This window comes from Haladaptatus paucihalophilus DX253 (assembly GCF_000376445.1).
Lineage (GTDB): Archaea > Halobacteriota > Halobacteria > Halobacteriales > Haladaptataceae > Haladaptatus > Haladaptatus paucihalophilus.
The window spans coordinates 842853-869494 of sequence record NZ_AQXI01000001.1 but is presented as its reverse complement, the minus strand read 5'-3'; the positions used below and the strand labels follow the sequence as shown (position 1 = coordinate 869494).

At 62.7% G+C, this 26642-nt stretch carries 36 protein-coding genes; 14 read left to right on the top strand and 22 right to left on the bottom strand.

The genetic code is table 11. The features are described 5' to 3' along the window. Positions 1-74: 74 nt before the first annotated feature. Entirely contained in the window at positions 75-1277 is a 1203-nt protein-coding gene (locus B208_RS0104965; protein WP_018128743.1) for an LEA type 2 family protein, read from the bottom strand. A 109-nt stretch (positions 1278-1386) separates the two neighbouring features. Here B208_RS0104965 and B208_RS0104960 point away from each other — a divergent pair, with 109 nt between their 5' ends. From B208_RS0104960 to B208_RS0104945, 4 genes are all read left to right on the top strand, one after another. After that, on the top strand, positions 1387-1575 hold the full coding sequence (locus B208_RS0104960; RefSeq protein WP_018128742.1) for a DUF7525 family protein: 189 nt from the start codon (positions 1387-1389) through the stop codon (positions 1573-1575). Positions 1576-1642: 67 nt separating this feature from the next. Further along, positions 1643-1867, top strand: coding sequence for a DUF7123 family protein (locus tag B208_RS0104955; RefSeq protein WP_007977383.1), 225 nt, complete (start codon positions 1643-1645; stop codon positions 1865-1867). Between the two features lie 38 nt (positions 1868-1905). Next, a complete protein-coding gene (locus B208_RS0104950; RefSeq protein WP_007977382.1) occupies positions 1906-2337 on the top strand; it encodes an SRPBCC family protein in 432 nt (143 codons plus the stop codon). Beyond that, a complete protein-coding gene (locus B208_RS0104945; protein ID WP_007977381.1) occupies positions 2334-3134 on the top strand; it encodes a carbon-nitrogen family hydrolase in 801 nt (266 codons plus the stop codon). The genes B208_RS0104950 and B208_RS0104945 overlap by 4 nt, the downstream gene beginning before the upstream one ends. A 31-nt stretch (positions 3135-3165) precedes the next feature. Here B208_RS0104945 and B208_RS0104940 read toward each other — a convergent pair whose 3' ends face one another. The 4 genes from B208_RS0104940 to B208_RS0104925 all read right to left on the bottom strand — a co-directional run bounded on the left by B208_RS0104940 (position 3166) and on the right by B208_RS0104925 (position 4958). Next, on the bottom strand, positions 3166-3765 hold the full coding sequence (locus B208_RS0104940; RefSeq protein WP_007977380.1) for an archaellin/type IV pilin N-terminal domain-containing protein: 600 nt from the start codon (positions 3763-3765) through the stop codon (positions 3166-3168). A 203-nt stretch (positions 3766-3968) separates the two neighbouring features. Beyond that, positions 3969-4205: a UPF0058 family protein gene (locus B208_RS0104935; protein ID WP_007977379.1), complete on the bottom strand. Its 237-nt coding sequence runs from the start codon at positions 4203-4205 to the stop codon at positions 3969-3971. Positions 4206-4487: 282 nt separating this feature from the next. Then, complete coding sequence (locus B208_RS0104930; protein WP_007977378.1) at positions 4488-4667, bottom strand: DUF7836 family putative zinc-binding protein; 180 nt, start codon at positions 4665-4667, stop codon at positions 4488-4490. Positions 4668-4763: 96 nt separating this feature from the next. Next, positions 4764-4958, bottom strand: a complete 195-nt coding sequence (locus tag B208_RS0104925; protein WP_007977377.1) for a cold-shock protein — start codon at positions 4956-4958, stop codon at positions 4764-4766. 188 nt (positions 4959-5146) lie between these two features. Here B208_RS0104925 and B208_RS0104920 point away from each other — a divergent pair, with 188 nt between their 5' ends. Continuing rightward, on the top strand, positions 5147-6340 hold the full coding sequence (locus tag B208_RS0104920; RefSeq protein ID WP_018128740.1) for a putative manganese transporter: 1194 nt from the start codon (positions 5147-5149) through the stop codon (positions 6338-6340). Between the two features lie 14 nt (positions 6341-6354). On the opposite strand, the gene B208_RS0104915 is transcribed toward B208_RS0104920, so the two are convergent. The 4 genes from B208_RS0104915 to B208_RS0104900 form a co-directional block, all read right to left on the bottom strand. After that, on the bottom strand, positions 6355-6645 hold the full coding sequence (locus tag B208_RS0104915; RefSeq protein ID WP_007977365.1) for a winged helix-turn-helix domain-containing protein: 291 nt from the start codon (positions 6643-6645) through the stop codon (positions 6355-6357). A 131-nt stretch (positions 6646-6776) separates the two neighbouring features. Continuing rightward, the gene (locus B208_RS0104910) at positions 6777-7082 is read right to left on the bottom strand and encodes a hypothetical protein (protein ID WP_007977357.1); all 306 of its coding nucleotides are present in this window, start codon (positions 7080-7082) and stop codon (positions 6777-6779) included. Between the two features lie 58 nt (positions 7083-7140). Continuing rightward, entirely contained in the window at positions 7141-7416 is a 276-nt protein-coding gene (locus B208_RS0104905) for an ArsR/SmtB family transcription factor (RefSeq protein ID WP_007977355.1), read from the bottom strand. Between the two features lie 61 nt (positions 7417-7477). Continuing rightward, positions 7478-7762, bottom strand: a complete 285-nt coding sequence (locus tag B208_RS0104900) for a DUF357 domain-containing protein (protein ID WP_007977353.1) — start codon at positions 7760-7762, stop codon at positions 7478-7480. A gap of 113 nt (positions 7763-7875) precedes the next feature. Here B208_RS0104900 and B208_RS0104895 point away from each other — a divergent pair, with 113 nt between their 5' ends. Both B208_RS0104895 and B208_RS0104890 read left to right on the top strand, forming a co-directional pair. After that, the gene (locus B208_RS0104895; protein WP_007977351.1) at positions 7876-9213 is read left to right on the top strand and encodes an FAD-dependent oxidoreductase; all 1338 of its coding nucleotides are present in this window, start codon (positions 7876-7878) and stop codon (positions 9211-9213) included. Between the two features lie 74 nt (positions 9214-9287). Next, positions 9288-9626 (top strand): hypothetical protein, encoded by a 339-nt coding sequence (locus tag B208_RS0104890; protein ID WP_018128738.1) that lies wholly within the window; start codon positions 9288-9290, stop codon positions 9624-9626. A gap of 4 nt (positions 9627-9630) precedes the next feature. Here the strand turns inward: B208_RS0104890 and B208_RS0104885 are convergent, their stop codons facing one another. Beyond that, complete coding sequence (locus B208_RS0104885) at positions 9631-10851, bottom strand: inorganic phosphate transporter (RefSeq protein WP_007977347.1); 1221 nt, start codon at positions 10849-10851, stop codon at positions 9631-9633. Between the two features lie 243 nt (positions 10852-11094). On the opposite strand from B208_RS0104885, the gene B208_RS0104880 reads away from it, so the two are divergent. Further along, positions 11095-11394, top strand: a complete 300-nt coding sequence (locus tag B208_RS0104880) for a DUF7545 family protein (protein WP_007977346.1) — start codon at positions 11095-11097, stop codon at positions 11392-11394. Here the strand turns inward: B208_RS0104880 and B208_RS0104875 are convergent. Further along, positions 11391-12227 (bottom strand): MBL fold metallo-hydrolase, encoded by an 837-nt coding sequence (locus tag B208_RS0104875; protein ID WP_007977338.1) that lies wholly within the window; start codon positions 12225-12227, stop codon positions 11391-11393. The two genes, B208_RS0104880 and B208_RS0104875, sit on opposite strands and share 4 nt — an antisense overlap. A 234-nt stretch (positions 12228-12461) precedes the next feature. Then, positions 12462-12809, bottom strand: coding sequence for a DUF7344 domain-containing protein (locus B208_RS0104870; RefSeq protein WP_007977336.1), 348 nt, complete (start codon positions 12807-12809; stop codon positions 12462-12464). Positions 12810-13046: 237 nt separating this feature from the next. Between B208_RS0104870 and B208_RS0104865 the strand changes: the two genes are divergently transcribed. Further along, entirely contained in the window at positions 13047-13607 is a 561-nt protein-coding gene (locus B208_RS0104865) for a helix-turn-helix transcriptional regulator (protein WP_049805631.1), read from the top strand. Next, positions 13538-13834, top strand: coding sequence for a transcriptional regulator FilR1 domain-containing protein (locus tag B208_RS22935; RefSeq protein ID WP_049805630.1), 297 nt, complete (start codon positions 13538-13540; stop codon positions 13832-13834). The genes B208_RS0104865 and B208_RS22935 overlap by 70 nt, the downstream gene beginning before the upstream one ends. On the opposite strand, the gene B208_RS0104860 is transcribed toward B208_RS22935, so the two are convergent. The 4 genes from B208_RS0104860 to B208_RS0104845 all read right to left on the bottom strand — a co-directional run bounded on the left by B208_RS0104860 (position 13835) and on the right by B208_RS0104845 (position 18598). Beyond that, positions 13835-14659: an enoyl-CoA hydratase/isomerase family protein gene (locus tag B208_RS0104860; protein WP_007977332.1), complete on the bottom strand. Its 825-nt coding sequence runs from the start codon at positions 14657-14659 to the stop codon at positions 13835-13837. It abuts the gene before it with no gap. Next, complete coding sequence (locus B208_RS22930; protein WP_198292363.1) at positions 14656-15591, bottom strand: 3-hydroxyacyl-CoA dehydrogenase family protein; 936 nt, start codon at positions 15589-15591, stop codon at positions 14656-14658. Before B208_RS22930 ends, B208_RS0104860 begins: the two co-directional genes overlap by 4 nt. A gap of 389 nt (positions 15592-15980) precedes the next feature. After that, positions 15981-17423, bottom strand: a complete 1443-nt coding sequence (locus B208_RS0104850) for a zinc ribbon domain-containing protein (RefSeq protein ID WP_018128736.1) — start codon at positions 17421-17423, stop codon at positions 15981-15983. Then, positions 17420-18598 carry a thiolase domain-containing protein gene (locus B208_RS0104845; RefSeq protein ID WP_007977325.1) on the bottom strand — a complete coding sequence of 393 codons (1179 nt, stop codon included), beginning with the start codon at positions 18596-18598 and terminating at the stop codon, positions 17420-17422. The genes B208_RS0104850 and B208_RS0104845 overlap by 4 nt, the downstream gene beginning before the upstream one ends. 187 nt (positions 18599-18785) lie before the next feature. Here B208_RS0104845 and B208_RS0104835 point away from each other — a divergent pair, with 187 nt between their 5' ends. Together B208_RS0104835 and hflX are read left to right on the top strand one after the other, a co-directional pair. After that, positions 18786-19133, top strand: coding sequence for a DUF2209 family protein (locus B208_RS0104835; protein ID WP_026177736.1), 348 nt, complete (start codon positions 18786-18788; stop codon positions 19131-19133). Further along, the gene (hflX, locus tag B208_RS0104830; RefSeq protein ID WP_007977319.1) at positions 19130-20425 is read left to right on the top strand and encodes a GTPase HflX; all 1296 of its coding nucleotides are present in this window, start codon (positions 19130-19132) and stop codon (positions 20423-20425) included. The genes B208_RS0104835 and hflX overlap by 4 nt, the downstream gene beginning before the upstream one ends. Here the strand turns inward: hflX and B208_RS24200 are convergent. Further along, on the bottom strand, positions 20422-20586 hold the full coding sequence (locus B208_RS24200; protein ID WP_007977317.1) for a DUF7331 family protein: 165 nt from the start codon (positions 20584-20586) through the stop codon (positions 20422-20424). The genes hflX and B208_RS24200 overlap by 4 nt on opposite strands. Positions 20587-20872: 286 nt before the next feature. Between B208_RS24200 and B208_RS0104820 the strand changes: the two genes are divergently transcribed. Then, a complete protein-coding gene (locus B208_RS0104820) occupies positions 20873-21247 on the top strand; it encodes a winged helix-turn-helix transcriptional regulator (RefSeq protein WP_007977316.1) in 375 nt (124 codons plus the stop codon). A gap of 6 nt (positions 21248-21253) precedes the next feature. Here B208_RS0104820 and B208_RS0104815 read toward each other — a convergent pair whose 3' ends face one another. The 5 genes from B208_RS0104815 to B208_RS0104795 all read right to left on the bottom strand — a co-directional run bounded on the left by B208_RS0104815 (position 21254) and on the right by B208_RS0104795 (position 26095). Beyond that, the gene (locus tag B208_RS0104815; protein ID WP_018128735.1) at positions 21254-22081 is read right to left on the bottom strand and encodes an ABC transporter permease subunit; all 828 of its coding nucleotides are present in this window, start codon (positions 22079-22081) and stop codon (positions 21254-21256) included. After that, positions 22078-23013, bottom strand: a complete 936-nt coding sequence (locus B208_RS0104810; RefSeq protein ID WP_007977312.1) for an ABC transporter ATP-binding protein — start codon at positions 23011-23013, stop codon at positions 22078-22080. The genes B208_RS0104815 and B208_RS0104810 overlap by 4 nt, the downstream gene beginning before the upstream one ends. Before the next feature lie 172 nt (positions 23014-23185). Further along, positions 23186-24124, bottom strand: a complete 939-nt coding sequence (locus B208_RS0104805; RefSeq protein WP_007977311.1) for a winged helix-turn-helix domain-containing protein — start codon at positions 24122-24124, stop codon at positions 23186-23188. Positions 24125-24165: 41 nt separating this feature from the next. Beyond that, positions 24166-24678, bottom strand: coding sequence for a cyclic pyranopterin monophosphate synthase MoaC (gene moaC, locus B208_RS0104800; protein WP_007977309.1), 513 nt, complete (start codon positions 24676-24678; stop codon positions 24166-24168). Then, the gene (locus tag B208_RS0104795; protein ID WP_007977307.1) at positions 24671-26095 is read right to left on the bottom strand and encodes a bifunctional ADP-dependent NAD(P)H-hydrate dehydratase/NAD(P)H-hydrate epimerase; all 1425 of its coding nucleotides are present in this window, start codon (positions 26093-26095) and stop codon (positions 24671-24673) included. The genes moaC and B208_RS0104795 overlap by 8 nt, the downstream gene beginning before the upstream one ends. A 313-nt stretch (positions 26096-26408) precedes the next feature. Here B208_RS0104795 and B208_RS0104785 point away from each other — a divergent pair, with 313 nt between their 5' ends. Then, positions 26409-26618, top strand: a complete 210-nt coding sequence (locus B208_RS0104785) for a hypothetical protein (protein ID WP_007977303.1) — start codon at positions 26409-26411, stop codon at positions 26616-26618. The last annotated feature ends 24 nt before the right edge of the window (positions 26619-26642 follow it).

Sequence of the window (26642 nt, the reverse complement as noted above, 5' to 3'; positions counted from 1 at the left end):
AGTGAGTACTCCGTGTCATACACCCATCTGCTCCCGCCGGAATAAAAACTCTATCGGTGGTGGTGAATTCTACGTCAGTCGTAACGGGGCGCGATGATGCCGAGGCCGCCGAGCAAACCGCCGTCGTCCGTCGTCGCGGTTGTGGTGGTCGTCGCGTCGGTCGCCGCGGATTCGGTCGTGACGGTCGTCGTGGTTCCATCCGTACCGGCCGCGGTTCCGTCGCCCTCCGTGGTCTCCGTCGCTGTCGTCGCCGTCGTTCCGCTGGCGGTCGTTTTCATCGAGTTACCGCCCGCCGTTCCGTTCGCTTGGAGCGTGCCCTCGGCCGAGTCGTTCTCGAAGATGTGGGTCTGTATCCGTTTCTCGTAGGTGAGTTGGCGGAGCGGGACGCGAACCGTCTTGCCGCTCGGCAGCTCGATGTTGGCGTAAAACGAGATTTTCAGGTCCGTCTGCTGTCCGTTTCGGAGGTGACTGACCCACCAGTCGTCGAGGTGTTCGTTCCGGATGACGGTTTTCATCCGAATCGTCTCCTCGGACTTGCCGGGAATCGCGTACGGCCGGTCGGTCGTTCCGTTCCCGACGGCGATGCCGTTCATCGTCATGTCGTAGCCGATTTCGCTGATCGTGTACGTCACCGTCTTGGGGTTGTACACCCGCATCCGCATCCGAATCGGCGTCGTCTCGCGCGTCACGGCACCCCAGTTCGCGCTCGTTTCGTTCACGTAGAGCACCGGGTCGGAGACGAGCGGCGCGTTCGCGTTCACGGGTCGCGTTTCCGAGGAATTGAACTCGCCGATGATGTCCGTCTCTATCTGCTGGCTGTAGGGCACGCGCACCGACCGCCCGACCAGCGAAGAGTGAACCGTCGACTGAAGCCGGAGCGTGGTTTGCTCGCCGTTGCGGATGTGCGACACCCACCACTCTGGGATTTTGTCGTTTCGCATCCGCGTGGAGAACCGAAGCGTCGTGTTGCCGCGGTCGAGCCCGAGGTTCGACCTGCTCCCGTTCGCCATCGTCACGTCGTTCATATCGACGGTGTAGTTCACCGACGTGTTGCCCGCGCTGATGGCGATGGGATTCGGATTGTTCACCACGAGCGCGGTTTCGATTCCAGTCGTCTGATTTGTTACTGTTCCGAACTCGTTGTCTAACCCGACGACGCTCGGTACGCCGAGAACGCCGTACAGCACGCCTGCGCCGACGAGTGCGACGACGAGTACGATTGCGAGAAATCCTCGCTTTCCGAGACGTAAGATTCCCTTGAGTTTTCCCACGACCATACGCGGTTCCTGTCGAGCGACGGCAAAAACCCCTCGAATTACTGTCGTACCGTGGTAGTCTCTCCACCGAGTAGAATGAACTAAGTTCCCGCTCCGAAAAAGAGAGCATATGGCAGGAACACAGGCAGTTACGACGGATATGGGGACGGGACTTTCCGTGCTGTTCGTCCTCCTCGCAATCGCTGGTGCAGCGGTAACGTTTGTCACGCCGGGGACGGAAACCGCCGCGTGGGGCTTTGCGGCAGCGATGATTGCGGGAGTCCTCGCGGTCGCCGCGAGCCACCTCTATCAGAACTGACTCGAAATCGATACTTGTCCGGCGGAGGATAATGGTTAAGGCCGTCAGGCCCGTAGTGGGGGTGAGGATGACAGAGTTCAGCAACGAGGAACAGCGTATCCTCGAATTCCTGCGCGAGAGCGTGGCTGGTGGTGAGCGCTATTTCCGCGCAAAGAACATCGCCAAACACCTCGGACTCTCATCGAAGCAAGTCGGTTCCCGACTCCCCCGACTGGCCGAAAAGTCCGAAGACGTGGACATCGAGAAGTGGGGACGCGCTCGTTCGACGACGTGGAAAGTAAGTCCGAGCTAAGTGGCTGGCTTTTTACCGCTACAGCCTAATCTAGTCGTATGACTGTCCGGGTAGAGCGGACCTTCGATCTTCCGGTACCGCCGGAGGACGTGTGGGACTTCATCGCCGACCCAAAACGCCGAGCCGAAGCTATCAGCGTGGTTGCGGACTACGACACGAAAGCCGGAGGCAGGAGGGCGACGTGGCACATCGAACTCCCGATTCCGTTCGTGAACCGAACGATTCCCGTCAAGACGGAGGACGTGAGCCGCGAGGAACCTCGATACGTGAAGTTCGTCGGTCGCTCATCGGCGATGCGCGTCACGGGCGAGCACACTATCGAGGAGACCGACTCCGGTTGTAAACTCCACAATCGGTTCATCGTGGAGGGTCGGGTTCCCGGCATCGAGCGCTATTTCAAAAAACACCTGGACGACGAGTTGACGAACTTGGAGACCGAGCTGCAAGAGGAGGTCGGTGTCGTCTCGTGAAACTCGCACTCGCCCAAATCGCCATCGACGGCGGCGACGTGGAAACGAACGTCCGTCGGGCGACCGACGCCATCGAATCGGCGGCGGAACGCGGCGCGGACCTCGTGGCACTCCCCGAGATATTCAACGTCGGCTACTTCGCCTTCGATACGTACCAGCGAAATGCGGAAGCACTCGACGGGCCGACGCTCTCACGAATCTCCGACCTCGCCGACGAACACGATATCGGCGTCCTCGCGGGAAGCATCGTCGAGGACCTCTCGGAAACCGACGGCGAAACCCCCTCCGAGGAGGGCCTCGCCAACACGTCCGTCTTTTTCGACCGCGACGGGCGACGGAAAGCGGTGTATCGAAAACACCACCTGTTCGGCTACGAGTCGGCGGAAGCCGAGATGCTTGTTCCCGGTGAATCGCTCGGCATCGCCGAGTTCGATGGAATCACCGTCGGGATGACGACGTGTTACGACCTTCGGTTTCCCGAACTCTACCGCGACATCGCGGAGGCGGGCGCGACGTTGGTTCTCGTTCCGAGCGCGTGGCCGTATCCGAGGGTCGAACACTGGGAAGTGCTTACCCGGGCGCGTGCCATCGAAAACCAGTGTTTCGTCGCCGCCATCAACGGGTCCGGGTCCTACGAGGACGCGACGCTCATCGGTCGGTCGTCGGTGTACGACCCGTGGGGAACGATGCTCGCCAGCACGGGCGACGAACCGGAAGTCGTGGTCCGGGACATCGACCCGACGCGGGTGGAAGAGGTCCGCGGGGAGTTCCCCGCGTGGCACGATAGGCGTCGCTGAGCAGGCTGAAAAAACTGACAAAGGGGTGTGATTATAGCGCGATTGCGTGGCTATCCGAGAGCGTTTCCGGGATGCTGTGGTGGTACGTCACCGCACCCGCGGTAGTCACGATTTTGATCGTGAACTCCTGTCGCTCTTTGAGTCCGCCGGTGATTCTCTCCGTATCGAGGACGATTCTAAACCGGTCGTCCTGATTGACGAGAACGGGAAGCGTGTCATCCGTGTCACGAATCGGTTCGACTGTGAAGTTCTGCTTGTCCGGGGTGCTTCCGTTCACCAGAATGAGACCGTCGTCGGGTCCGAGCCACTCGATTGTCGCCTTCGAGAGGTTGATGTCGCCTGCGCCGGAGCCTTTCATCACCGTGAGATTGACGTAATCCACGACGTGTTGATTCATCGAGGAGTTATACGTGACATTCCCGTACGCGCTGACCACGTGTACGCGGTCGGTAACCTGTGCGGTACTCTCCGTTCCAGTTCGTTGGGATTTCGACTGAAGGAATCCTGCCGTGTTGATGAGGACGCCCGCAGCGATTGCGGCGACCAGCACCATCGCGATGAACACGATGAGTGTTCCGATGCCGACCTGACCTCGTTCCAGCGACGAACTGTCTGTCTTATTATCTTTCATGTTTGTCTTATGGCGTTTTTGTTTGATATTTGTCAGTCCACTACCGTCCGAGTACGGAGTGACATGTATTATAACCCACAGACCGTTATCATGTCTGAGAATCCGGTACAGCACAGAAGTTGTCACTTCTGGCAGGAGAATTTAGCAACAGCGGAAGTTGCCACTGGAGAATCAGTTATCGTCGAGAATCGGCGTACCGTCGCTCAGTCTGCCTGCGGTGCGACCGCTTCGCGTTCGGTCGCACGCATACCGTCGGTGATGGCCTCGGAGAGTGCAAAAACAGCTGCCTTGTGGTCTGTTTTTGATTTATGAATAGACGTCGGTCGTACACCGAGAGAGTCGTAGTCGTCCAGCGTGATCTGTTTCCCGTCCTGTTCCTCGAAATGGTTGCCAACTTCCGCAAGCAGGCCGTGAAGGTGGATGAGCTCCTGCTTCTTCATAAGCACACGAACGTAACGGTTGCAGGGTTATATTATTATCTTGAGTCCCGTTAGCACGCCGTATAGTCAGCTTTTCGGTGGTTTCCGGTCGGTATCGAAGCCGACTCCGAAATCGTCCGGTTCTGACGCTCGAACACGTTCGATTTCGAGGGGGCAGTCGTCGAGTGTGTCGGGGCATAACGACGAGTAAACGACTCGTTCGCTACGGGAGACGAGAGACGGCGAACCGCAAAAAGAGATCCGTCGTTCGAAATCGGTCCCTTCGCCGAGTACAACGTCGGCTTACTGGAGTTGTTTGAGCGTTTCGAGGTCGCGCTCGGTCCGCGTGAACTCCGACGTCCGTCTCGTTGCGTGACAGTTCGGACAGTGGAACTGTCGTTTGGGTTCCGGCAGATCGTTGGGACTGGATTCCCAGTGTTTTCCGCATTCCGGGCAGAGTAATCGAACGTAGGTTTCCACCATACCGACAGTATCGGTCGGAAAGGAGAAAAATCTTGTTGGCGCTCTGCCGAAACTGAGCGGCCGCTGTCCGTCGTTCGTCCCCCGAACGAGATTCGTTCAGAGCCGCTGGAGATTCGTCGCGCGTGGGCCTTTGTCCGCCTGTTCGATGTCGAATTCGACTTCTTGTCCCTCCTCTAAGTCCGGGCCGCCGACATCCTCCATGTGGAAGAACACGTCGTCGTCCGCGTCGTCAGTCTCGATGAAACCGTAGCCGCCGGTGTCGTTAAAGAAGGTTACCGTACCTTTCGCCATTGCAGGTAGATAGAACGGAGTGACGGGCATAAAAATTGCGGCTATTGATATCATATGGCACTATCTCAGTTCTTCGGAGGAGAGACGACGGTTGTTCGACGGGCAAAACACTAATGTAGTATAGTGCTAAACTAGCTTTTAGATATGTCTAAAACCATCTCCGGTAGGCAGAACGGAGCGTGGAGCGGATGAATAACGTTGTGGAGATATTCTTCGCATCCGTCAGGGACGGCTACGTGCAGGTGAGTGCGTTCGTCGCCGTTACCGTCCTCCTCTTCGGACTCGTCCAGTACCGAACGAACGGGGCGCTGGTCGAGCGACTCTCCGAAAACGAGCGCCTCCAACCGTTGTTCGGCGCTCTCATGGGACTCACGCCGGGCTGTGGCGGGGCAATCGTGATGATGCCGCTGTACGTTCGCGGGACGGTTAGCTTCGGCACCGTCGTCGCAACGCTCATCGCGACCGCCGGTGATTCGGCGTTCGTCATCCTCGCACTGGCCCCGAAAGCGGGATTGTACGCCTACGGCGTCGCCTTCGTGACGGCCGTCCTCTCCGGCTACGCCATCGACCGCTTCGGGATGGGTGTCGGCCGAATCGACCGCGCCGTCGCATCGTTCGGACGGACCGCGACCGACGGGGGGTTCGCCGCCGACGGTCCCGGCGGCAATCCGACGCACGAGTACGACGCAGGTTGTGAAACGGGGGCCGCACGAACCTCGTCAGTCCTGACGCCGCTGAGTCACGCGGCTCACGCGGTCTGGTGGGTGTCGGCGGCCGCCGCGCTCGTCCTCGGAGTGATGTACCTGCTCGCGGGTGCGCCGGACGTCGCGCTCACCGTCGGTCCCTCCTATGCCGGAGCGTTCACCGTCGTCGGAGTGACGGGAACCACCCTGTCGTTGTATCTCTACTTCGTCGGCCGACACTACCTCGGCGACGGGCACGTCGGTCGGGCACCCGAATCGTTCGGGGATGCGTACGAAACCCTCACGCACGCGGCGATGGAAACGAGTTTCGTCACCGTCTGGGTGCTCGCCGCGTACCTGCTCTACGAGTACGGTGTCTTGCTGTTCGGTATCGACGTCGGCGCGCTCGCCGCGGCCGCGGGCCTCCTCGCCCCCATCGCCGGTGCCGTCGTCGGCCTGATTCCCGGCTGTGGCCCGCAAATCGTGCTCGCCAGTGTGTACGCCGAGGGCGCGATACCGTTCTCCGCGCTCACCGCGAACGCCATCAGTCAGGACGGGGACGCCCTCTTCCCGCTCATCGCCATCGACAAAACGGCCGCGGTCGTGGCGTCCATCTACACCACGATACCCGCGCTCGTCGTCGGCGTCCTGCTTCACGTCCTGTTCGGTCCGATGAACGGATTCGGCGTCCTCGGCTGAGCCGTGTCGGGACGCTACGACACCGTTCGGATTATCCGCTCGACCTCCTCCCAGTTCCGTTCGGTTTCCGCCGATAGGACGTACCGCGACCCGTAATCTCCCGTCTCCGTTTCGACGAGCTCGTGCTCGACGAGGACGTCCAGATGATGCCGAACGGTGCTGTAGTCGATGTCGAGGTCGGCCGCCAACCGGTTCGGATTGCGCGGCTCCTCGGCGAGTTCCGCCAGTAGGGTCGCCCGGCGAGCGCCGCCGCGACTGCCGGAGAGGACGTACCACAGTTTCCCGCTTCCGCTCACCTTGACCACGCCCCGGTCGGTGCGCTTCGAGTTCGAGGTGTCACGGACGTTTCGTAGGTCCTCCGGACCCCTTGCTATGGAGTGGCTAAACACGCGTAAATGGTCATCTAGTCCGAGAGGCGACGGTCGAGAAGAGGAGGTCAGTCCCACGTGACCCACGCGAGGAACACCAGCGCAAGAAATTCGAGGACGTGAAGCGCGAGCATCGCTTTCCACGCGGGGGCGGGAACCTTGGTTGCGAACCAAACGGACAACAAGTTATCCCACGAGTAGATGTAGAACGCCAACGCGTTTTGCGCGAGAAGGAGGACGGAAAACACGGAGAGACCGAGCGTGTGTTTCGACTGAAACTGACGGTAGTTGTCGAGCCACACGTAGCTCAAGCCGAGGAGTAACACCACGTTGAGCGCCGTGGAAACCCGCGCGACGTCTATCCAGATTCCCATCCGTCGTCCCTCCTTTGTAATCGTGTTCGCATATATGCTTTCCCAGATTCGGCCATACTCATTCCACCTTCCCGATTATCTCCTCGACCGTCTCCCAGTGCTGTCGCACTCGGTCAGTCAACAGGTACACCGCACCGTACTCGTCGCCGCTGTTCTCGACGATTCCGTTGTCCATGAGGACGTCCAGATGGTGACGAACCGTCTTGTAATCGAGGTCCAAGTCCTCCGCGAGTTGGTTGGCGTTCCGTGGTCGCTCGTCGACGGCCCGGACCAACCGAACGCGGTTGGCTCCGCCACGGGTACCGGTGAGCACGTACCAGAGGACGCCCTCCATCACCCCCAACCGAAACACTCTGCCCACGTAAGCGCATCGCCCTACTGATTCAGTATGCGGCCTACACTGTGAACAGATGCCCCTCTCGGGGAACGTCGAAGACGCCGATGCGCGCCCCGGCGTCGAGCCACGCGTGGCCGTAGGAAAACGACGCCAGCGCGTTGACGAAATCGTCCTCGTCCTTGAAATGCCGCCCGTCCTCCAGATACGACCGGGCCATCTCCCGGCAGTCCACCGCCGCTTCGCCCATCGGGGTGTCCGTCGGCGCGGCGATTTCGGCGGCGTCGAGCGCCTCCGACAGCAGGCGTTCGTAGCGGTTCGTCTTCTCGACTAACTCTGCGGCCATAGCCGAATCGTGGCGGAGCGCGAAGGTAAGACCTTCGAGCGAGTTCGACGGCGAAACCGGAAACGACGGGAGACAGCGCAAGGTAAATACACGACGACGAGTGATATTGCACCATGAACGAAGAGCCTCGTGTCGAGATGTACATCAAGGAGAACTGTTCCTATTGCGATAAGGCCAAAGAACTCCTCGACGGAAAAGGAGTCGAGTACGAGACGTACAACGTAACCCGCGACGAGGAGCTGTTCGAGGAGATGGTCGAACGCGCCGACGGGCGAAAAACCGCCCCGGAAGTGTTCATCGACGACGAACTCATCGGCGGCTGGGACGAAACCTGCGCGCTCGAAGAGGAAGGCGAGCTGGACGAAAAGCTGGGCCTCGCGCTGGCCGACGGCGGTGAAACCGTCGATTCCGACCCGGAACACCGGAAAGTCATCGTTTCGGGGAGCGGCATCTCGGGACTCACCGCGGCTATCTACTCCGCCCGGTCGAACAACGACCCGCTCGTCCTGCAGGGCGACGAACCCGGCGGGCAGTTGACGCTCACGACGGACGTGGAGAACTACCCCGGATTTCCCGACGGCATCAGCGGACCTGAACTCATCAACAACATGCAGGAACAGGCGGAACGCTTCGGTGCCGACGTGCGGACCGGCATCATCGAGGACGTTGACGAGTCCTCCCGTCCGTTCCGCGTCGAGCTCACGAACGGCGACGTGTACACGACCGACGCGCTCATCGCGGCCAGCGGCGCGAGCGCCCGCACGCTTTCGATTCCGGGCGAGGACGAACTGATGGGCTACGGCGTCTCGACCTGTGCGACCTGTGACGGCGCGTTCTTCCGCGACGAGGAGATGATCGTCGTCGGCGGCGGCGACGCCGCCTTCGAGGAGGCGACCTTCCTGACGAAGTTCGCGGAGAAGGTGTACCTCGTCCACCGCCGCGAGGAGTTCCGCGCCGAGGACTACTGGCAGGACCGCCTGCAGGAGAAGGTCGACGACGGCGAAATCGAGGTCATGAAGAACACCGAAGTCACCGAGATTCACGGCTCGCCGGAGGGGGGCGTGGACCACGTGACGATGGTACGAAATCCCGACGGAAAGCCGTCCGAGAAACTCGACGACCCCGAAACCGAGGAGTTCGACTTCGACATCGGCGCGGTGTTCCTCGCAATCGGCCACACGCCGAACACGGGCTACCTCGAAGACACGGGCGTCGAACTGGACGAGGAAGGCTACATTCGAACGAAGGGCGGGAAAGGCGGAGACCAGACGAAGACGGACGTCCCCGGCATCTTCGGCGCGGGCGACGTGGTGGACTACCACTACCAGCAGGCCGTGACCGCCGCGGGAATGGGCTGTAAGGCGGCCCTCGACGCGGACGACTATCTGGAGACGGCCGAACTCGGCGAGGCGAGCGCCGCCCAAGAGGGTGCGGCGGCCTCCGACGACTGATCGAGGATTCAAGGCACGACGTTTTTCCGCGAAGTGAACGTCCAGCCACAGCGTTTAGTGTTTGGACGCGAGTAATGGCCCGCATGGACTTCGACCTTCGCGTCTCCGAACTGGACCCCCTTCACGGTCGGCTCGAAGAAGCACAGGAGCGCGTCTTCGAGTTACAGGCGGGAACCCGGGTGGACTCGGACGAGTTCTTCTCGAAGGAGTTCATGCGAAGTCACACCCAGTACGACTCGTTTCGCGCCTTCTATCGGGAGAGTTCGTGGGACCTCGACGAGGCGGGAGACATGGACGAACTTCCGAACGACCGTCTCGACGGCTACGTCGCGGAGACGACGGAGTTCGAGACGTGGGAGGAGATGAAGACGGCGGCGGCAGAAGAGGAGATACTCGACCAACTGGTTTCGTGACCCCTCACGTGAACCCCGGAATCATCGTCAGCACGCGATAGAGACCGAAGCTGATGAGTCCGGCACCGACCATCGAGAACACCCACGCGCCGAGCGTGTAGCCCGCTTTGGACGCCGAAACGCCGCCGCCGGACCCGGACGAGCGAACGGCCAAGCCAGCGCCGACGATGCTGGAAATCATCACCTTGTTGAACGAGATGGGGATACCGAGGACGATTGCGAGTTGGGCGATGAGGAAGGCGGGGATGAGCGCGGCGATGGACCGACGCGGACCCACCGACGCGTACTCCTGTGAGACGGCCTGAATCAGGCGCGGTGCGCGGGTCCACGCGCCGACGAGGATGCCGAGGCCGCCGAGCGCGAGGAGGTACACCGGGGACAGGTGAAGGTCCGTTTCGAAGATGGATTCGAGCGGTCCGGTCGCCAGACCGACCTGCGTCCCGCCGCTCGTGAACACGACCATGAGGCCGAGGACGACCAGAAACCGATTGATTCCCTTCTCCTCGTTACCCACGAGCGCCCACCGGGTGGCGAGGAGGGCGAGGAGTCCGAAGCCGACGCTGATGACGACCATGCCGAGCGTGTAGCTTCCGAAAACGTGATTCGGAAGCAGGTGCCAGTCGGTCGAGAGCGCGCGGGCGATGGACCCCGGCGCGCCGTTCGGTTTCGGCGTCACCGTCAGTTGAATGTTGGCGACGGCGTAGCCGACCAGTCCGGCCAACAGAGGGATGCCGACCGATTCCGGCACCGACTCGCTTCTGAGCGTCCGAGCGACGCTGTAGGCGATGATGGCGTTTGCGATAGGAATCGTGAACCAGAAGGCGAGGATTCTGACGTACTCGTCCGTGGCGAACCCGCCGCCGAGCGAGATGCCCGCGCCGACCATCGCCCCCGTGACGGCGAACGCCGAGGGAATCGGATAGCCGCGCGTGTTGCCGATGGTGATGAGCGTCGCGGCGGTCAGCAGGGCCGCCGCGGCCGCGACCGGCGTTATCGTCACGCCGGTCACGAGGTCTTTCCCGATTGTTTCGGAGATGCTCCCGCCCTGGACGATGGCCCCGAGTCCGGCGACGACCCCGACCAAGAGCGCGGCGCGGAGGACGGACAGCGCGTTCGCCCCGACGGCGGGTGCGACGGGCGCCGAATTGCTGTTCGCGCCCACCGTCCACGACATGAACATCGATGCCGTCAGCGCGACGGCGACGACGAGAACTAACGATGCCATTGTGCGTGTGACGACGGGTCGGGTGGTAGTTGTGTCACGATAGTACGAAAGAGATTTTTCTCCTTCAGATTCATCGCTACTCCCTACCGAATACAGCGTTAAGTGGCCTTTGGTACGAATTCCGCCGAATTGGTTCGAGAAAAGTTACGGATGGCTTGTACCGATACGGACACAAATTTGAACCCGCGGTCGCGGTGCAGTCGGCATCCACAGACCCTTAACGCTTCACGTCAAAGCGGAGGTATGGTAGATACCGACTCCGTCGAAACGGAAACGTACACCATCGAAGGACCGGACGGCAACAGCGACGAGATCGAACTCCCGCCGGGACTCATCGACCTCCTCCGCGAAGAGGACGAATCCCGAGAAACGGTCGTCGGCGACATGGCTATCGTCTCGTTCGTCCAGCAGGCCCACGCGGCCGTTCACCACACGCAGGGCGAACCCAGCGAGGACGTCGTTGCCATCGAGGAAAAGGCGCGAGAACTGTTCGAGGACCGAATCGGCATCACGTTCGAGCAGGCGACCGGCCACTCGCACTAACGGTCAACGCGGTCGCCGATTTCTACGATTTCGAGTGATTCGGGGTAGTCGTAACTCCGCGTGTGGTCGTAGAGCGCGGTCGGGTCCGCCGTCAGTCCTTTCCACATGTCCCAGTGGGTCGGAAGCAGGCAGTCCAGTTGCAGGGCGTCCGCGGCGGCGGCGATTTCGTTTTCGTCGCTGTACCATTTCGTGTACTTCGGCTCGCGGGTTTCCTTGTCGGGAATCCAGCCGTCGGAGCCGAACGCCAACACGCCGAGGTCGATGTCGTACTCCTCGCCGATGGCGGCGAGTTCGTCGCCGGGTTTGGTGTCGCCGCCGTGGAAGAACGTGGCCGACTCGTGTTCGATGACGTAGGAGACGGGGTGGGTCGCGTCGTCGTCGTGAGCGGGTTCGACGTGGACGGTGAACTCGCCGACTTCGAAGGTGTCGCCCTCCTCGACCGCTTCGAATTGGTCGGGAGAAACGTCCCACTCCTCGGTCCACTTCTCGTCGTCGCGCGCGACAGCGAGGCTGTCGTCCGGCGCGTAGAACGTCGCGCCCGTCGATTCGAGGATGGGGGCTTGACTCGGCCCGTGAACGTGGTCGGTGTGTTCGTGGGTCGCCAGCACCGCGTCCGCCTCCGTCACGTCGTCCGGGTCGAACGGAACGGGGATCATTCGCACCGTTCGCGGTGGGTCGCCGGTCCCGACGTAGGGGTCGATGAACAGCGTCGTTCCGTCGCTCCCCTTCAGGATGAATCCGTTACAGCCGAGATACCAGAGCGAAAAACCCTCCGGCGTCGCGTCTTCGACCGCGCGTGGCAGCCAGTCCCCCCAGTCGCTGTGAATCGCCATACCGAACACTGCTCGACAAGTGCGCCTAAACCTTGCGTTCGTTCCCCCGTCGGGTCGCTTATATGTCCGAAGAAATACAGGATAAATAGACAACTCCGAATTATTAACCAAAGACATATATCCTACCAGTCACATTCCGAGAACGCCTGCGGACGGTGTTTTCACTGTCACAGCAGGCAGTCGGTACTGCAATGTGTCTCTGACGGGTGCGGCCTCTACCGCCGCACCTCACATTCACCCGAATGTACCAGTAGCACGTTCGAAGGCGGTTTTGAGCGTCGGGTCGTCGAACGCGCGCTCCACGGTGTTCGTGTCGATATCGTACTCGATGCAGCCATGGCAGTCGAGTCGCGGCAGGTGATTGTGGTGCAGTTCGATGGACACGCATCGTCTGTCGTCAGTGCAGACGGCTTCGTGTTCGACGACGAACGTGGCGAGTTCGTCCAACGAAACCGGACACTCGTGGTCCAACAGATAACGGAGGGCGATACGTCGCTGATGGTGTCCGTAGATCGAGAACAGTTCCGATGTCGATGGAACGCGTGTGTCGTCGTGGTGGTTCGTATGTGTGTTCGTAACCATTTCTCCCTCCTTGCAGTCAGGTAGTCCGGCGACGGGGAGTGTCGAGCCTGCACGTAGCGGGGACCGGTGTCCGAACCGAGTCCGAACGATCGAATAATTATACTATGTGATTATTACTTTAATTAATCAAACGAGGTTCGAAGTCGAAAACCCGTCTCGAAAACTAACCGATGTTTATAATTGTTACTGTTTTTTAAAATCATATTTTTAAGGGAGGAGAAGAATCGATGGATGAGTATGAACGATTCTGGTGAGCGTCCGGACGCGTTGCTTTCGACAGTCGTCAAGCGTGCCGGATTTCTCACCGCTCTCGCGTCGGGGCCGATACCGAAACGACATCTCAGGGACGAACTCGACGTGTCCCGCTCAACGGTTTACAAAGCGGTTCGGGAACTCCACGAGTACGAACTCGTCGAACGAACCGACGAGGGTCTCGCGTTGACCCTCGCGGGGCGGATGCTCGAATCCGAGTACGGCGCGTTTCGAAGCGTCGCCGAGGACGTCAATCGAACCCGAGAACTGCTCTCGGTTCTCCCGAACGATTCGAGGGTGTCCATCGAACTCGTCGAAGGCGCCACGACGATTTTCGCCGAACGACACGCACCGAACCATCCTCTCCGATATTTCGAGGAGATGGTTTCCGATGCCGACCGGGTGTTGGGTATCTCACCCGTCGCACTTCCACAGTACGTCGAACTGTTTCACGACCGCATACCGTCGGTGAAGGGATGGCCGCCGAACTGGTGCTCGAACGTCCGGTCGTCGAATATCTCATCACCGATTACGGCGAGCGGTTGAACGAAGCACTGGCGTCGAACCACGTCTCGATTTGGGAGCTAGACACGACGCTTCCGTTCGGTCTCATCGTCACCGAAGGGGAACGGGATGGCGTCAGCCTCGTCGTCTACGACGACCGGGGTGAACTCCGCGGTCTCCTCACGAACGACACCTCCGACGCGATGGCGTGGGCGAAAGACGTGTTCGAAACCTACCGCGAGCGAGCGACGCTCATCGGCGGGCCGTAACTACCGCTCTTGCCACTCGGGGTCGCGGTCTTCGAGGAAGGCGTCGATACCCTCGTTTTTGTCCTCGGAGGCGAACAGCAGGGCGAACAGTTCGGCCTCGTACTCGATGCCCGCCTCCAAGTCCATCCGACTGCTCGCTTTGACCGCCTTCTTCGCCAGTTCGAGCGCCGTCGGGCTTTTGTCGGCCATCCGTCCCGCGAGTTCGTACACGCGGTCCTCGAACTCGTCGTCGGCGCACACTTCGTCCACGAGCCCGATGTCGTATGCCTCCTCCGCGTCGATGATTTCCCCGGAGAGAATCAACCGCATGGCCTGCCCCTCGCCGACCAACCGCGCGAGTCGTTGCGTGCCGCCGCCGCCGGGCATGATTCCGAGGTTGATCTCGGGCTGGCCGAGTTTCGCGCGTTCGTGTGCGATGCGCACGTCACAGCCCTGCGCGAGTTCGCATCCGCCGCCGAGCGCGTGACCGTTGATGGCCGCGATGACCGGCTTTTCGAGGTCGTCCACGTACTCGTAGACGCGCGGTCGCTTGCTCGCTTCGCGCTGCTCGTGTGCATCCCGCTCCCGGAGTTCCGTTACGTCAGCCCCGGCGACGAACGCCTTCGCCTCCGGTGCGCCCGTGAGCACGACGACGCGGACGTCCGAGGACGCCTCGACGGCATCGAGCACGTCCTTCAGTTCGGCGCGCAGTTGCGCATTCAGCGCGTTGCGGGCGTCGGGGCGGTTCAGCGTGACCATCCCGACGTGCTCCTCGACGTCGAAATCGACCGTCTCGCACTCGTGTGCGACCTGTTCGGGGCTTCCGGGCGTTTCGTCGTCGGTCATCGGTTCTCGTCCTCCATTTCGCCCGAAACGCCCTCAGACCCCGACTGACGAGCCGTCCGGCTTTCGCCGGAGACCCCCACGATTTCGCCGTCCTCCCACACGTAGAATCCCTCGCCGGTCTTCTTGCCGAGCTTCCCGGCGCGCACCTTTTGCCGGAGAATCTGTGGCGGGCGGAACCGCTCGCCCAGTTCCTCGCGGAGGTGTTCGAGGATTCCGAGGCGGACGTCGAGTCCAACCACGTCGCCGAGTTCGATGGGACCCATCGGGTGGTTGTAGCCGAGTTCCATCGCCGTGTCGATGTCGCGCGGACTCGCCACGCCCTCCTGAACCATGCGAATGGCCTCGACGCCGAGCGCGACGCCCAGACGCGAGGAGGCGAACCCGGGCGAGTCGTTGACTTCGACGCCCACCTTGTCGATGCCCTCCACGAACTCCGCGGCGAAATCGACCGTCTCGCGGTCGGCCTGTTCGGGAATCACGATTTCGACCAGCTTCATGATGTGCACCGGGTTGAAAAAGTGCAGTCCGATGGCCCGCGTCGGGTCGTCCAACGCGCTGGCGATTTCGGTCAGCGAGAGCGAGGAGGTGTTCGACGCGATGATGGCGTCGTCGGACGCGAACGCCTCAACGTCCTCGAACGTCTCGCGCTTGATCTCCATCTTCTCGGGCACCGCTTCGACCACCAAATCGGCGTCGCCGACGGCAGCTTCGAGGTCGGTCGTGCCGGAAATCCGGTCGAGCGCGGCGTCCTTCTCGGCTTCCGAAACCTTGTCGCGCTCGACGCCGCCTTGGAGGTTCGCCTCGATGCTCTCGATGCCGTTCTCCACGAACTCCTGTTCGATGTCGCGGAGCGTCACGTCGTGGCCCGCCATCGCCGTCACCTGTGCGATTCCGTGACCCATCGTCCCCGCTCCGAGTACGCCTACCTTCATCGTACAAAAACGCGTGCGGACCCACGAAAAGCGTTTTTCTCCGCCCTCGGTTCGGGACTCCCCGACCACGACGACGCTCAGTCCACCATCGTTCGCCTCGAACGAACGTATCCCAACGCCGACTATTTACAGAAAGCTTTTATCGTACCCGTGAAATCGGTTAATTGTCTCGGGTAGGGGTACACGAGACAGCATTTCTTTCGACGCCGCATATCGGAGATGTGAGTCTCCCTACCGCTCGAACACCGTTCCCAATTTCGCCAGACGTGGCAGCTTCGTTATCAATCTGTCGAACCGATTGGTTCGCGTTCGACTGTCCGTTTCTGTATTTCATTTAAAATCTATCGCCGAGATTTCTACCCACCGTGAGTAGCGCTGTGCTTTCCCGCTCACAATCCGTCTGGTGGACGAATTTTGAATCCGTACCTCGTCACGCCTTCCTGCGTGTAGATGCGGCGCATCGTCGTCTCCACGGCGTCGCCGACTTCGAGGCTTCCGGGGGCGGTCCCCGTCACCTGCGCCGGGACGCTCGCTTCGCCGCCGTCCGGTCCCGAGAGGGCGACGACCGCCACGTCGAAGTCGCCCGACTTGGCCTGCTGTTCCGCGAACTCCGGCGGCGCACCGCCCTGCGAGATGGTCGTCACGGCTTCCACCGTCCCTTCGCCGGTGAGTGTCACCGTCTCGTACTCGACCAAGGAGTGACAGCCGTTGCACGCGCCCTCCGGCGGGAAGTTCAGCGCGCCGCAGTCGGGGCACTTCCCGGCGAGCAGTCGGTGTCGTTGGTCGAGCGTACGCCGCCACGACGGCACGCTGACGTAGGCCCCGCCGCCGCTCGGCGGACCGGAGGTGAGGTCGCCGCGCAGTCGGAGATATTCCGCGTAGGAAACCGGTTCGTCGCCGGCGAGCGCCGCCGCGACGGGAACGTCGGCCGTCGTTTCGAGTACGAGCGCGTCCGCGCCAGCACCGCTGCCGAACGAGGCGGCGAGGATACGTTCGCGGCCGTCCGCGAGGGATTTGGCGAGGCTCAACGGGACGCTCGCCGCGCCGGTGTCGCCGAGTTCGTGGACGAGCGCCCCCGCCCGAACCTCGTCGATACCGACGCCGAGCGCGCCCGCGGCCCGGTAGGGGAGTTTGCCGTTCGGGGCCTGTACCGCCGCGGCGTCCACGTCCCCGACGTCCGCGTCCAATCGCCCGACCGCCCCGGCGAGCGTCTCGGAGAACGCCTCCCTGTCGTAACTCGTGACGCCCAATCCCTCGACGTTCTCGTCGCCGGTGGCCCGGAAGCGCGTGCCGGGGAATTCGGCGGCGTACTCGGCCCGTTCGCGGATGCTGACGGGGCCGTCGGCGGCGAGGACGAAGGCCGCCGCGCCCGCACCCGCCGCGTGGTCTTCCGCGGAATCCGGTTCGCCGCGGGGGGCATCCGCGGCGACGACCACTCCAACGCCGTCGTCCCACGGTCCCGCCGCGAGTCCGGCGACGAACGCCCGCGTTCCGGCGCGGGTGCTTCCCGTGAACACGTGTCGCGTCGCGTCAGACGGTACGTCGAGCATCCCGCCGAGTCGGGCGGTCACGTCCTCCTCGGCCATCGGCGGGGTGGTAGAAGCGAACGCGAGGAAGGAAACGTCCGGGTTCCCGGCGGCGTCGAGCGCGCGCGTCGCGGCCTCGTAGGCCATCGTCAGGGCGTCCTCGTCGGCGTCCGGGACGGCTTTCTCGTTCACTCCGGCGGCGTGGAACTGCCCCCACGCCTCGGCGAACTCGTCGGCCGAGATTCGGAATCGCGGGGCGTAGGCACCGACAGCGGCGATCTCCGGTACCCCTTCGTCTCCCGTCATGCCTCCACCTCCGATTCCTTTTCGAGCACGTGGACGACCGCGGCACCGCCACTCCCGCCGACGTTGTGGGTCAGGCCGCGCGTCGCGCCCTCGACCTGCCGGTCGCCCGCCGTCCGGGAGAGCTGTTTGTACGCCTCGACCATCTGTCCGGCCCCGGTCGCGCCGATGGGGTGGCCCTTCGATTTGAGTCCGCCGGACGTGTTGACGGGGCGCTCGCCGCCGAGTTCGGTCGCGCCGGAGGCGACGAACTCGCCCGCTTCGCCGGGTTCACAGAAGCCGAGGTCCTCGTAGGCGAGCAGTTCCGCGATGGCGAAACAGTCGTGCACCTCGGCGAAGTCGATGTCCTCGGGCGTGACGCCTGCCATCTCGTAGGCGGACTGGGCGGCCTCGCGGGACGCCGGAACGGAGGTGTAGGTGTCGCGCTGGAAGAGTCCCACGCGGTCGCTGGCCGCGCCGACGCCCGCGATTCGGATGGGGTCGTCAGTGTACTCGTCCACCACGTCCTCGCTGGCGACGATGGCGCACGCCGCGCCGTCGGTCGTCGGACAGCAGTGATAGAGCGTCAGCGGGTCCGCGACGACTTGGGCGTTCATCGCATCCTCCAGGGAGCACTCGAAGCCGAGGTGGGCGTGCGGGTTTTTCGCGCCGTTGGCGTGGTTCTTGACCGCGACGCGGGAGAGGTGTTCGGCCGTCGTGCCGTACTTCTCCATGTGCGCGTCGGCCATCTGGGCGTAGACCCCCGCGAACGTGGTTCCCGAGAGTCGCTCCCACTCGGTTTCCCCGGAGACGCCGAGCCAGTACTTCGTCGCGTCGCTCGACGTGTCGGTCATGATTTCGACGCCGCCCGCGAGAACGACGTCCGCCATGCCGCTCTTGACGGCCTGCACGGCCTGCCGGACGGCGTAGCCGCTCGCCGCACAGGCGTTCTCGACGCGGGTACACGGGATTCCGTCGAGTCCGACGTGTTCGGTCACGGCTGGCCCGGACAGGCCGAGTTGTCGCCCGCCGACGCCGAGCGTGCCGACGACCGCCTCGTCCACGTCGTCCGGGTCGATGCCCGCCGGAACGCTGTCGCAGGCCGCCTCGAAGGCGGTGCGAAACAGCGACCGATAGCTTTCGTCGGGGAACGACCCGAAATCCGTCTGGGCCGCGCCGACCAGATACGCATCTCGCATGTCTCCAACTGGCGTTCGCGGGGAGAAATAACTGCCGTCACTTTCACGAGGTCGGTGGCGGTTCCCGCCGTCGTTTCGACCGACGCATCCAGCGGGAGATTCAAGAACCTCGGTGTCCTACGGGCGCACGTGCACGGAAACGCGGCACGAATCAAGGTGAAGAGTCGGCACGGCTGACGTGGTGGGTATCGACATCAGCGGTCGCCACGAGGAGGACGGCGAATACCTGATGGTCGCCGCCGCGGTCCACGCGACAGTCGGCACGACGCGCCTTCACAGCGTCCAAGGGATGGGGTTCGCGGTCAGCTACCACGAACCGACGCTTTCCGCGACGACGGGGGTCGTCGCCGAGGCGGTTTCTGACCCGTCGGCGGAACCCATCGTCGCCGAACGGGGCGAATTCTACGAGGAACCGGAGTGGATGGTCGAACAGTATCTCGAACCTGATTTTAAGTACGTCGAGAGCATAGCCGAACGTGAAACCGTGCAGGCCGCACACCACGCCGCGTACGCCGCCCGCAAACTACTCCTATGAAAGCGATACTTGCAAAACGGGTAGACGACGGAACAGCTTCCATCGACGAACTGGCCGAGTTGGCTCGCGCCGCGGGCTACGACGTCGCCGCGGAAGTCACGCAATCCAGAGAGGAAGACGCCGCGTACCAGTTCGGCGAAGGGAAAGTCGCGGAACTCGCGGCCACCGTCACGGAACGGGGCGCCGGGGTGGTCATCTTCGACAACCAACTCGGGCCGTATCAGACGTACAACCTCGGCCAGCGACTGCCGGACGGCACGCGGGTCATCGACCGATTCCGGCTCATCCTCGAAATCTTCGGGCAGCGCGCCCAGACGCGCAAGGCGCAGTTGCAGGTCGAGTTGGCCGAACTCCGCTACGAGTTGCCGCGCGTCGAGGCGAAGACGAGCCTCGCAAAACGCGACGAGCGGCCGGGGTTCATGGGGCTCGGAGAGTACGACGAGAGCCACGAACAGGACATCAAGGACCAGATAAGCCGTATCAAGGACGAACTCGACGTCATCGCCGACAAGGAGGCCGACCGCAGACAGAAACGCCGCGAGTCGGGATTCGACCTCGTGGCGCTCGCCGGATACACGAATGCGGGGAAATCCACGCTCCTCCAGCGACTCGCGGCGGAGTTGGAAATCGGCGAGAACGACGAGTTACACCCCGACTTGGACCCCACGGCGGAGGCCGAAGACCGCCTGTTCACGACGCTCGGCACCACGACCCGGAAGGCCGACATCGAGCGGCGTGACGTGTTGGTGACGGATACGGTCGGGTTCATCAGCGACCTGCCGCATTGGTTGGTGGAGTCGTTCAAATCGACGTTGGACGCGGTGTACTACGCCGACCTCGTGTTGCTGGTCGTGGACGTGAGCGAGCCGATGGACGACATCCGGGAAAAACTCGTCACCTGCCACGACACGCTGTACGAGCGCAATCAGGCACCCATCGTCACCGTGTTGAACAAGATAGACGCCGTGAGCGACGAGGAACTCGAAGAGAAGCGGCGGGCGCTGTCGGCACTCGCGCCGAGTCCGGTGGCTATCAGCGGCAAGGAAGGGGTGAACATCGAGGAACTGAAACGGCGGATCGACATCGAACTGCCCGCGTGGGAGTTCGAACGGTTGGTCATGCCGATGACCGACGAAACGATGAGCGTCGTTTCGTGGGTTCACGACCATGCTCGTGTGGAGGACGTGACGTACACCGACGACGAAGTGGTCGTGGAGTTCGAGGCCCGTCCGTCCATCGTTCAGCAGTCACGGTCGAAAGCGAGCGACCTGACCGCCGCGCCGTCGGCCTAAAGCATCGAATATAACGATACCGCGCCGTTCGAGCAAATCCATGCCGTGTGATTCTTCTGGTCGTAAATGAGGACTGCGTCGTCCTGCACTTCGAGTTCGGCGTATCGGTCGTCGTCCCGGTCCCGTCGGGAATCGTCTGCTTCGTGCGTGCTCGTGGTCATGCGATTCGGTTGTCTGTCGTTATCGACTTTCTCTCCAATACCCGGTAGCAACCGGTCAGTGATAAGTGTTACCCAGTACCATGATTCTCCACTGTTCGATAGGCGACGGTCGAACGAGAACCTTTCGATTATACGTACATTCTCCATCCGAAACCGTTGCGTGCAGGACTCTCGCCGTGGTGCGCACGAAATCGCGTTTTCCCCGTGAAAGCCCGACCATACGGTTACCTTCGGTAAGTCGATTTCGTAACGTAACTTTTTAGCGACCGACTTCCTACCTCGCCGTATGAGCGACGAACCGGAACGATTGACGATGTGGTGTGCCGGTGAGGAGTGGTGTCCGATCACCGCGACGGCGACCCTCGTCGGGAAGAAGTGGCACCCCGTCATCGTTCATCGACTGCTGGTGAACGGTCCCCTCGGCTTCAACGCACTCAAAGAGGAGGTGGACGGAATTTCGAGCAAGGTGTTGTCCGACAGCTTGGACGATTTGGGGGAAAAGCGGCTCGTGAACCGCGAAATCGTGAACGACAAACCGGTCCGCGTCGAGTACTCGCTGACCGCGACCGGCGAATCGCTGGAACCCGTCATCCTCGCCATGCGCGACTGGGGGATGGAGTACGTTTCCCCCGCCGAGGACCCGGATTCGGCGACCGTGTGAGTCCCGTCACCCGAGGTCGACGTGCTGGAATCGGAGGTAGCCGAGCGCCGCGGGCAGGACGAACCAGAGCGCCAGAACGACCAGCCCGAACCACGCGTCGAGGTAGAAGGGCGGGTCGCCGATGACGCGCGCCGCGAACGACGTCGCTTGCGCCTTCGGGAAAAAGAGCCCCGACGCCGACGTGTAGGCATTCTTCGGATTCAGCGTCAGAACCAAGAAGTACCACGCCGGAAGCGGTCCTCCACCCGGTATCGCTCCTTCGACGAGGTAGTAGATTCCCATCGGAACGTAATCCCAGAGAATTTGGAACGTGACGAACACCCCGACGGCGGCGGCCATCGCTCGCGCCCGGGTCGCGGTCGCCGCGGAGATTCCGACGGCGATACTGACGAACACAGCGCCGAACAGCGCGGTCAGGAGGAGCAACGAGAGGTAGTCCGCCAGTGAGACGGTGCCGTATAACGCGGCGAGGACGCCCGCTGTGACGACGAACGCCTCGCCGATGGCGACGGTGACGACGGCGGTTCGTCCGAGGAGTTTCCCGAGCAGGACCTCCAGTCGGGTGTGTGGCAGGCCGAGCAGGAGTTTGATGCTCCCCGACTCGCGCTCGCCAGCGATGGCGAGGTACGCGGCCACGAGCGCCGTGATGGGGATTATCAGCCCCGCCGGGAGGGTGAGCATCTGGAGCGCCGACGTGTTGTTCAACTCCATCACCTGGTCGAGCGCGTACACCGTTCCGCTGGTGAACAGGACGAAGAGCGCCGTTATCGCCCACAGCGTCTTGGAGCGAACCGCGTCTTCGAAATCCTTGCGCGCGACGACGAGGACGCTCACGACGACACCTCCGCATCGACGTGCGACTCGTCGGCGTGGTTCGTGTAGACCTCGAAGAGGTCTTCGAGCGAGGATTCCTCCATCGTGACGTCGGCGACGGTGACGCCCGCCGCCTCGACGCGGTTTATCACCTTCGCCTTCGCCCTCGAATCGGTGTACGTGACCGTGACGACGGTCCCGTCTATCGTCGCGTTCGTCACGCCGTTGATGTCGTCGAACGAGACGCTCGGCGTCGCGCTCACGGTCAGTTCCATGGTTGCACCCGAACCGACCGCATCCCGGAGGCCGTCGATGGTATCGACGGTGACGAGTTCGCCCTCGTCCATGATGGCCACGCGGTCACAGACCGCCTCGACCTGACTGAGGATGTGGCTGGAGAAGAACACGGCCGTACCGCGGTCGGCCTCCCGCTGGATGATTTGGCGCATCTCGCGGACGCCGTGCGGGTCCAGACCCGACGAGGGTTCGTCGAGAATCAGCAACTCGGGGTCACCGACCAGCGCCATACCGAGCGCGAGGCGCTGGCGCATTCCCTTCGAGTAATCGCCGGCGGGACGGGCCGCATCACCCGCCGAGAGACCGACGCGTTCGAGGATGTCGTCCACGTCCTCGTTCGTGCCCTTGGAGTCGATGGCGAACTGGACGTGTTTGCGACCGGAGAGCCGACCGTAGAGGTCGAACGCGTCGGGAAGGATACCGATGCGTTCGTGAATCGCCTTCGGTTCCCGCTGGGCGTCGTACCCCAGCACGGTCGCACGGCCGTCCGTCGGTCGGACGTAATCCAGAACCATGTTGATGGTCGTCGATTTCCCGCACCCGTTCGGGCCGAGGAAGCCGAATATCTCGCCCTCCTCGACGGTCAAATCGAGCGCTGAGACGGCGACTACATCGCCGAACCGCTTCGTCAGTGATTCCGTTTGGATAGCAGTCATCGCGTTACCGACGGAACGGTGCTCGGACGGGGATACCTGTTCCGATTTGTCGTCCCTCTAACAACAATCCAACTAAAAATTCTTTGTGCTACCTTTATCCGTCGTGGAACTTCCGATTCGCTCGAACGGAACGAACCGGCGATGGCTCAACGAATCTTTTGCTCGCGGGTTGTCACGATGTTTCGTCGTTTATAATTCGCGTCTCGACCGCGCGGACGGACGTCACCGACAGCGTTTCGTCCACCTCGACGCGGAGTTCGTCGTCGCCGACGGTCATCGTCACCCTGAATTCGTACGGGTCGGACGAGAGGCACTCCGTCCGCCATCGGTCGGAGTGTATGTACTCGAACAGCTTCCAGAGGGATTCGTCCCGGATGTCCGTCCCGTGCTCCCAGTAGAACGCGACGACCGCCGGATGATAGACGAGACACAGTTCGACCGGGGCGGTTACCCGGTACCCACACTGCTCGCACGAGTGGACGCTGAGATAGATTCCGCCGACGGGTTCCTGTCCCGGCCGGATTGTATTCGTCATCCGACCGAGGCACTCCGAGCAAACCCCGTCGAGCACCATCGAGTACTCGTCGCGGACGTACCGGTCGGCGCTGTCCATTATCCCCGTCGGGGTACGATTCTTGGTCTGCGCCGGGGAGAGCAGGAACGACAACAACCGGAGTTCACACTGCGCGCACCGAACCACCAGCATCTCATCCTCGTACGTCGCGCGGAGCGTCGTCTCGTGACAACTGGGACACAGCCCGTCGAGTTCGATCGGCTCGAACTCGGGGCGTTCGTGGTACGTCCCGGCGAGAATCGTTCGCACGATTTTGTCACCCGCGTACGTCAGCTTGTATCCGGTTTCGGTTTCGCGGACGAACGTGTCGGTGAGTTTCTGCAAGTGATACGAGAACCGCGACGAGTTCGTCGCATCGACGCGCTCGTAGAGCTGTGAAAACGTCAGGCCGGGACCGCCGGCGACCGTCTCCTCGGTGCGTGCCTCCGTGGCTAGCTCTCGAAGGATTTCCACTCGCAACTCGTTCCCGAGTATCGAAAACGCTTCCTCCGGGGTCATGCGTTCCCGGTTCTCCGACGCGTCGGAACGGGGGGCCATCAGTCACCCGTAGTGAACGAGCGGCAAAGACCCTTGCCGAATCACGTCGGTCGCTTTTCCTTTTCGACCACCCGGACGTCACGAATCGCGGTGTCGGGATACCCGCCGTCGTCGTCCTTCTCGACCGCCTTCACCATGTCCCAGACGACGTTCAGCCCCGTCGTGACGCCCTCCAGGGCCTCCATCTCGCATCCGGTCTTTCCCGTCGTCTCGACGGCCACGGATAGGACCACGCGGTCGTCGCGCACGTCGAAGTCGGTATCGACGTTCGTGATGGGTATCTGGTGGCACATCGGAATCGTCTCCCACGTGTGTTTCACCGCCTGTACCGCGCCAATTCGGGCCGTCGCCAGCACGTCGCCCTTCTTCAGGTCGTTCGCCCGAATCGCATCGACGGTCGATTGCTGAAGGTGAATCTCGCCGCGCGCAACCGCTCGACGGGCCGTGTCGGGTTTCCCGCCGACGTTCACCATCTGCACCTCGCCGGAGTCGTCCGTGTGGGTCAATTCCTCGTCCGTCGTCAGTTCCTCGTCGGTCGTCTCGTTTTCACGCATCGTCCTCACCCCACATCGCGGCCGGAATCGTTTCGAGCATGTCGGACGCGAGCAGACCCTCGTATCGCTCGTCGTAGAGCAGGTCGCCCGCCCGCCCATTGACGAACGACCCGACGCACGCGGCGTCGAAGGCATCCGTCGTGCCGAACAGCCCCGCGACGATTCCGGCGAGCAGGTCGCCCGTGCCGCCCACTTTCATGCCCGTGTTGCCCGTTCGAACGACGCGCGTTCGGTCGCCGTCCGAAATCACGTCCGTCGCGCCCTTCGCCAGCACGACGTGCCCGATGTCGTCCGCGAGGGTTTCGATTTCGTCCGTCACCTCGCGCAAGTCGTCCGCGTCCGGGCCGTCCATCTCGGCCAGTTCCTTCCGGTTCGGCGTACAGACCAGCGTCGCGTCCGTGTCGAGGCCGGGAATCGCGGGGAGCGCGTCGGCGTCCACGACCGCCCGACCCTCGAAGGATTCGAGGAAGTCCGTCGCCGCGTCGATGGTCTCGTCGGCGTTGCCGAGTCCGGGGCCGATGATAACCGTGTCGTCGTACGATTCGGCCGTCTCGACCAAGCCATCGACCTGCTCGGGCGTCAGGCGGTCGCCGTCGTAGGGTTGGACGATGAGGTCCTCCGCGTAGCCCTGAATCTCCCCCGCGACGGTGTTCGGCGCGGCGACAAACGAGAGGTCCGCGCCCGCCCGCAACGCCGATTGGGCCGCGAGCGCCGGTGCGCCGGTGAACGGTCCGCCGCCGATGACGAACACGCGCCCCCCGACGTCCCCGCGAACGCTCCGCAGGTCGCCCGGCCCGACGAACCGCTCCGCGGCGGCGGGGATGCCGATGTCGGCCACGGTCACGTCGCCGTCGTGGTCGGCGAGGCCGGGTTTCATGTCGTGGAACGTGACGACCGCATCGGCTTCGACGGCCACGCCCTCGGCCTCGCCGGAATCGGCGTTCACGCCCGAGGGAACGTCCACGGCGAGGACGGCGGCGTCGGCGTCGTTGATGGCCCGGGCGACGGTCGCGGCGGGTTCCCGGAGCGCCCCCGTCACGCCGGTTCCGAGCATGGCGTCGATAACGAGGTCACAGTCGGGCAGTTCGAACGCGCCGGAGTCTTTCACTTCCGTCGCGTCGTACTCGGCCCGGCGGAGCGCGTCCCAGTTCTCCCGCGCGATGTCGGTTCCGATTGTTTCGGCCCGCCCGAGCAGGAGGACGGACACGTCGTACTCGTCGAGAAATCGCGCGGCGACGAAGGCGTCGCCGCCGTTATTTCCCCGTCCGGCGACGATACAGACCCGCGCGCCCGGCGACACCATCTCGCGGACGCGGCGGGCGATGGCGTTCCCGCTCGACTCCATCAACTGCTTGCGGGGCACCCCGAGGTGTTCGGCGTTCTCGTCCACGGCGGCCATCCGGTCTGCGGTGATCATGGTCGAGCGTTCGGTCGGATTCCGGGTTAACGTTACGGGCCGCGGTGCGAAGTTCGGTCGCCGCGTGGCGCGGAAACGGTCCGCGGTGTGGCGCGCGAATCGTTTTCAGTGTGGCGCGGAAACGCTCGGACACGACGGCCGTCCGATTCGAGACGGGACGGCGGTTCGACGGCGCGCTTCTCGGATTTCCGAGCACACCGAACCAATAGAATTAACTCACCATCGTTTGATATGTCGGACGAAGCAGACGAGGTATTCGCCGAAAGGCCAGTGGTAGAGCACTGACCTCGTGTGCTTCGACACCTATCGAAGCATGTCCGACAACGAACCTTCTTCGGAAAAGCGTATCGCCATCAAACAGGTCGGCCTCCGGTTCCGCGGCATCGACGCCGACGACGTGGACAAGGAGCTTCTCGGCTCGATTCACGCCGTTCTCGACGAGCAGGAACTGCCCGTCAGTAGTATTTCGGTCGAACCGCGCGAGCCGTTCGTTCCGCGGCGGACGGGACCGCATCGGCCCTGAACGGGGCTCAAGTCGTCGTTTTTT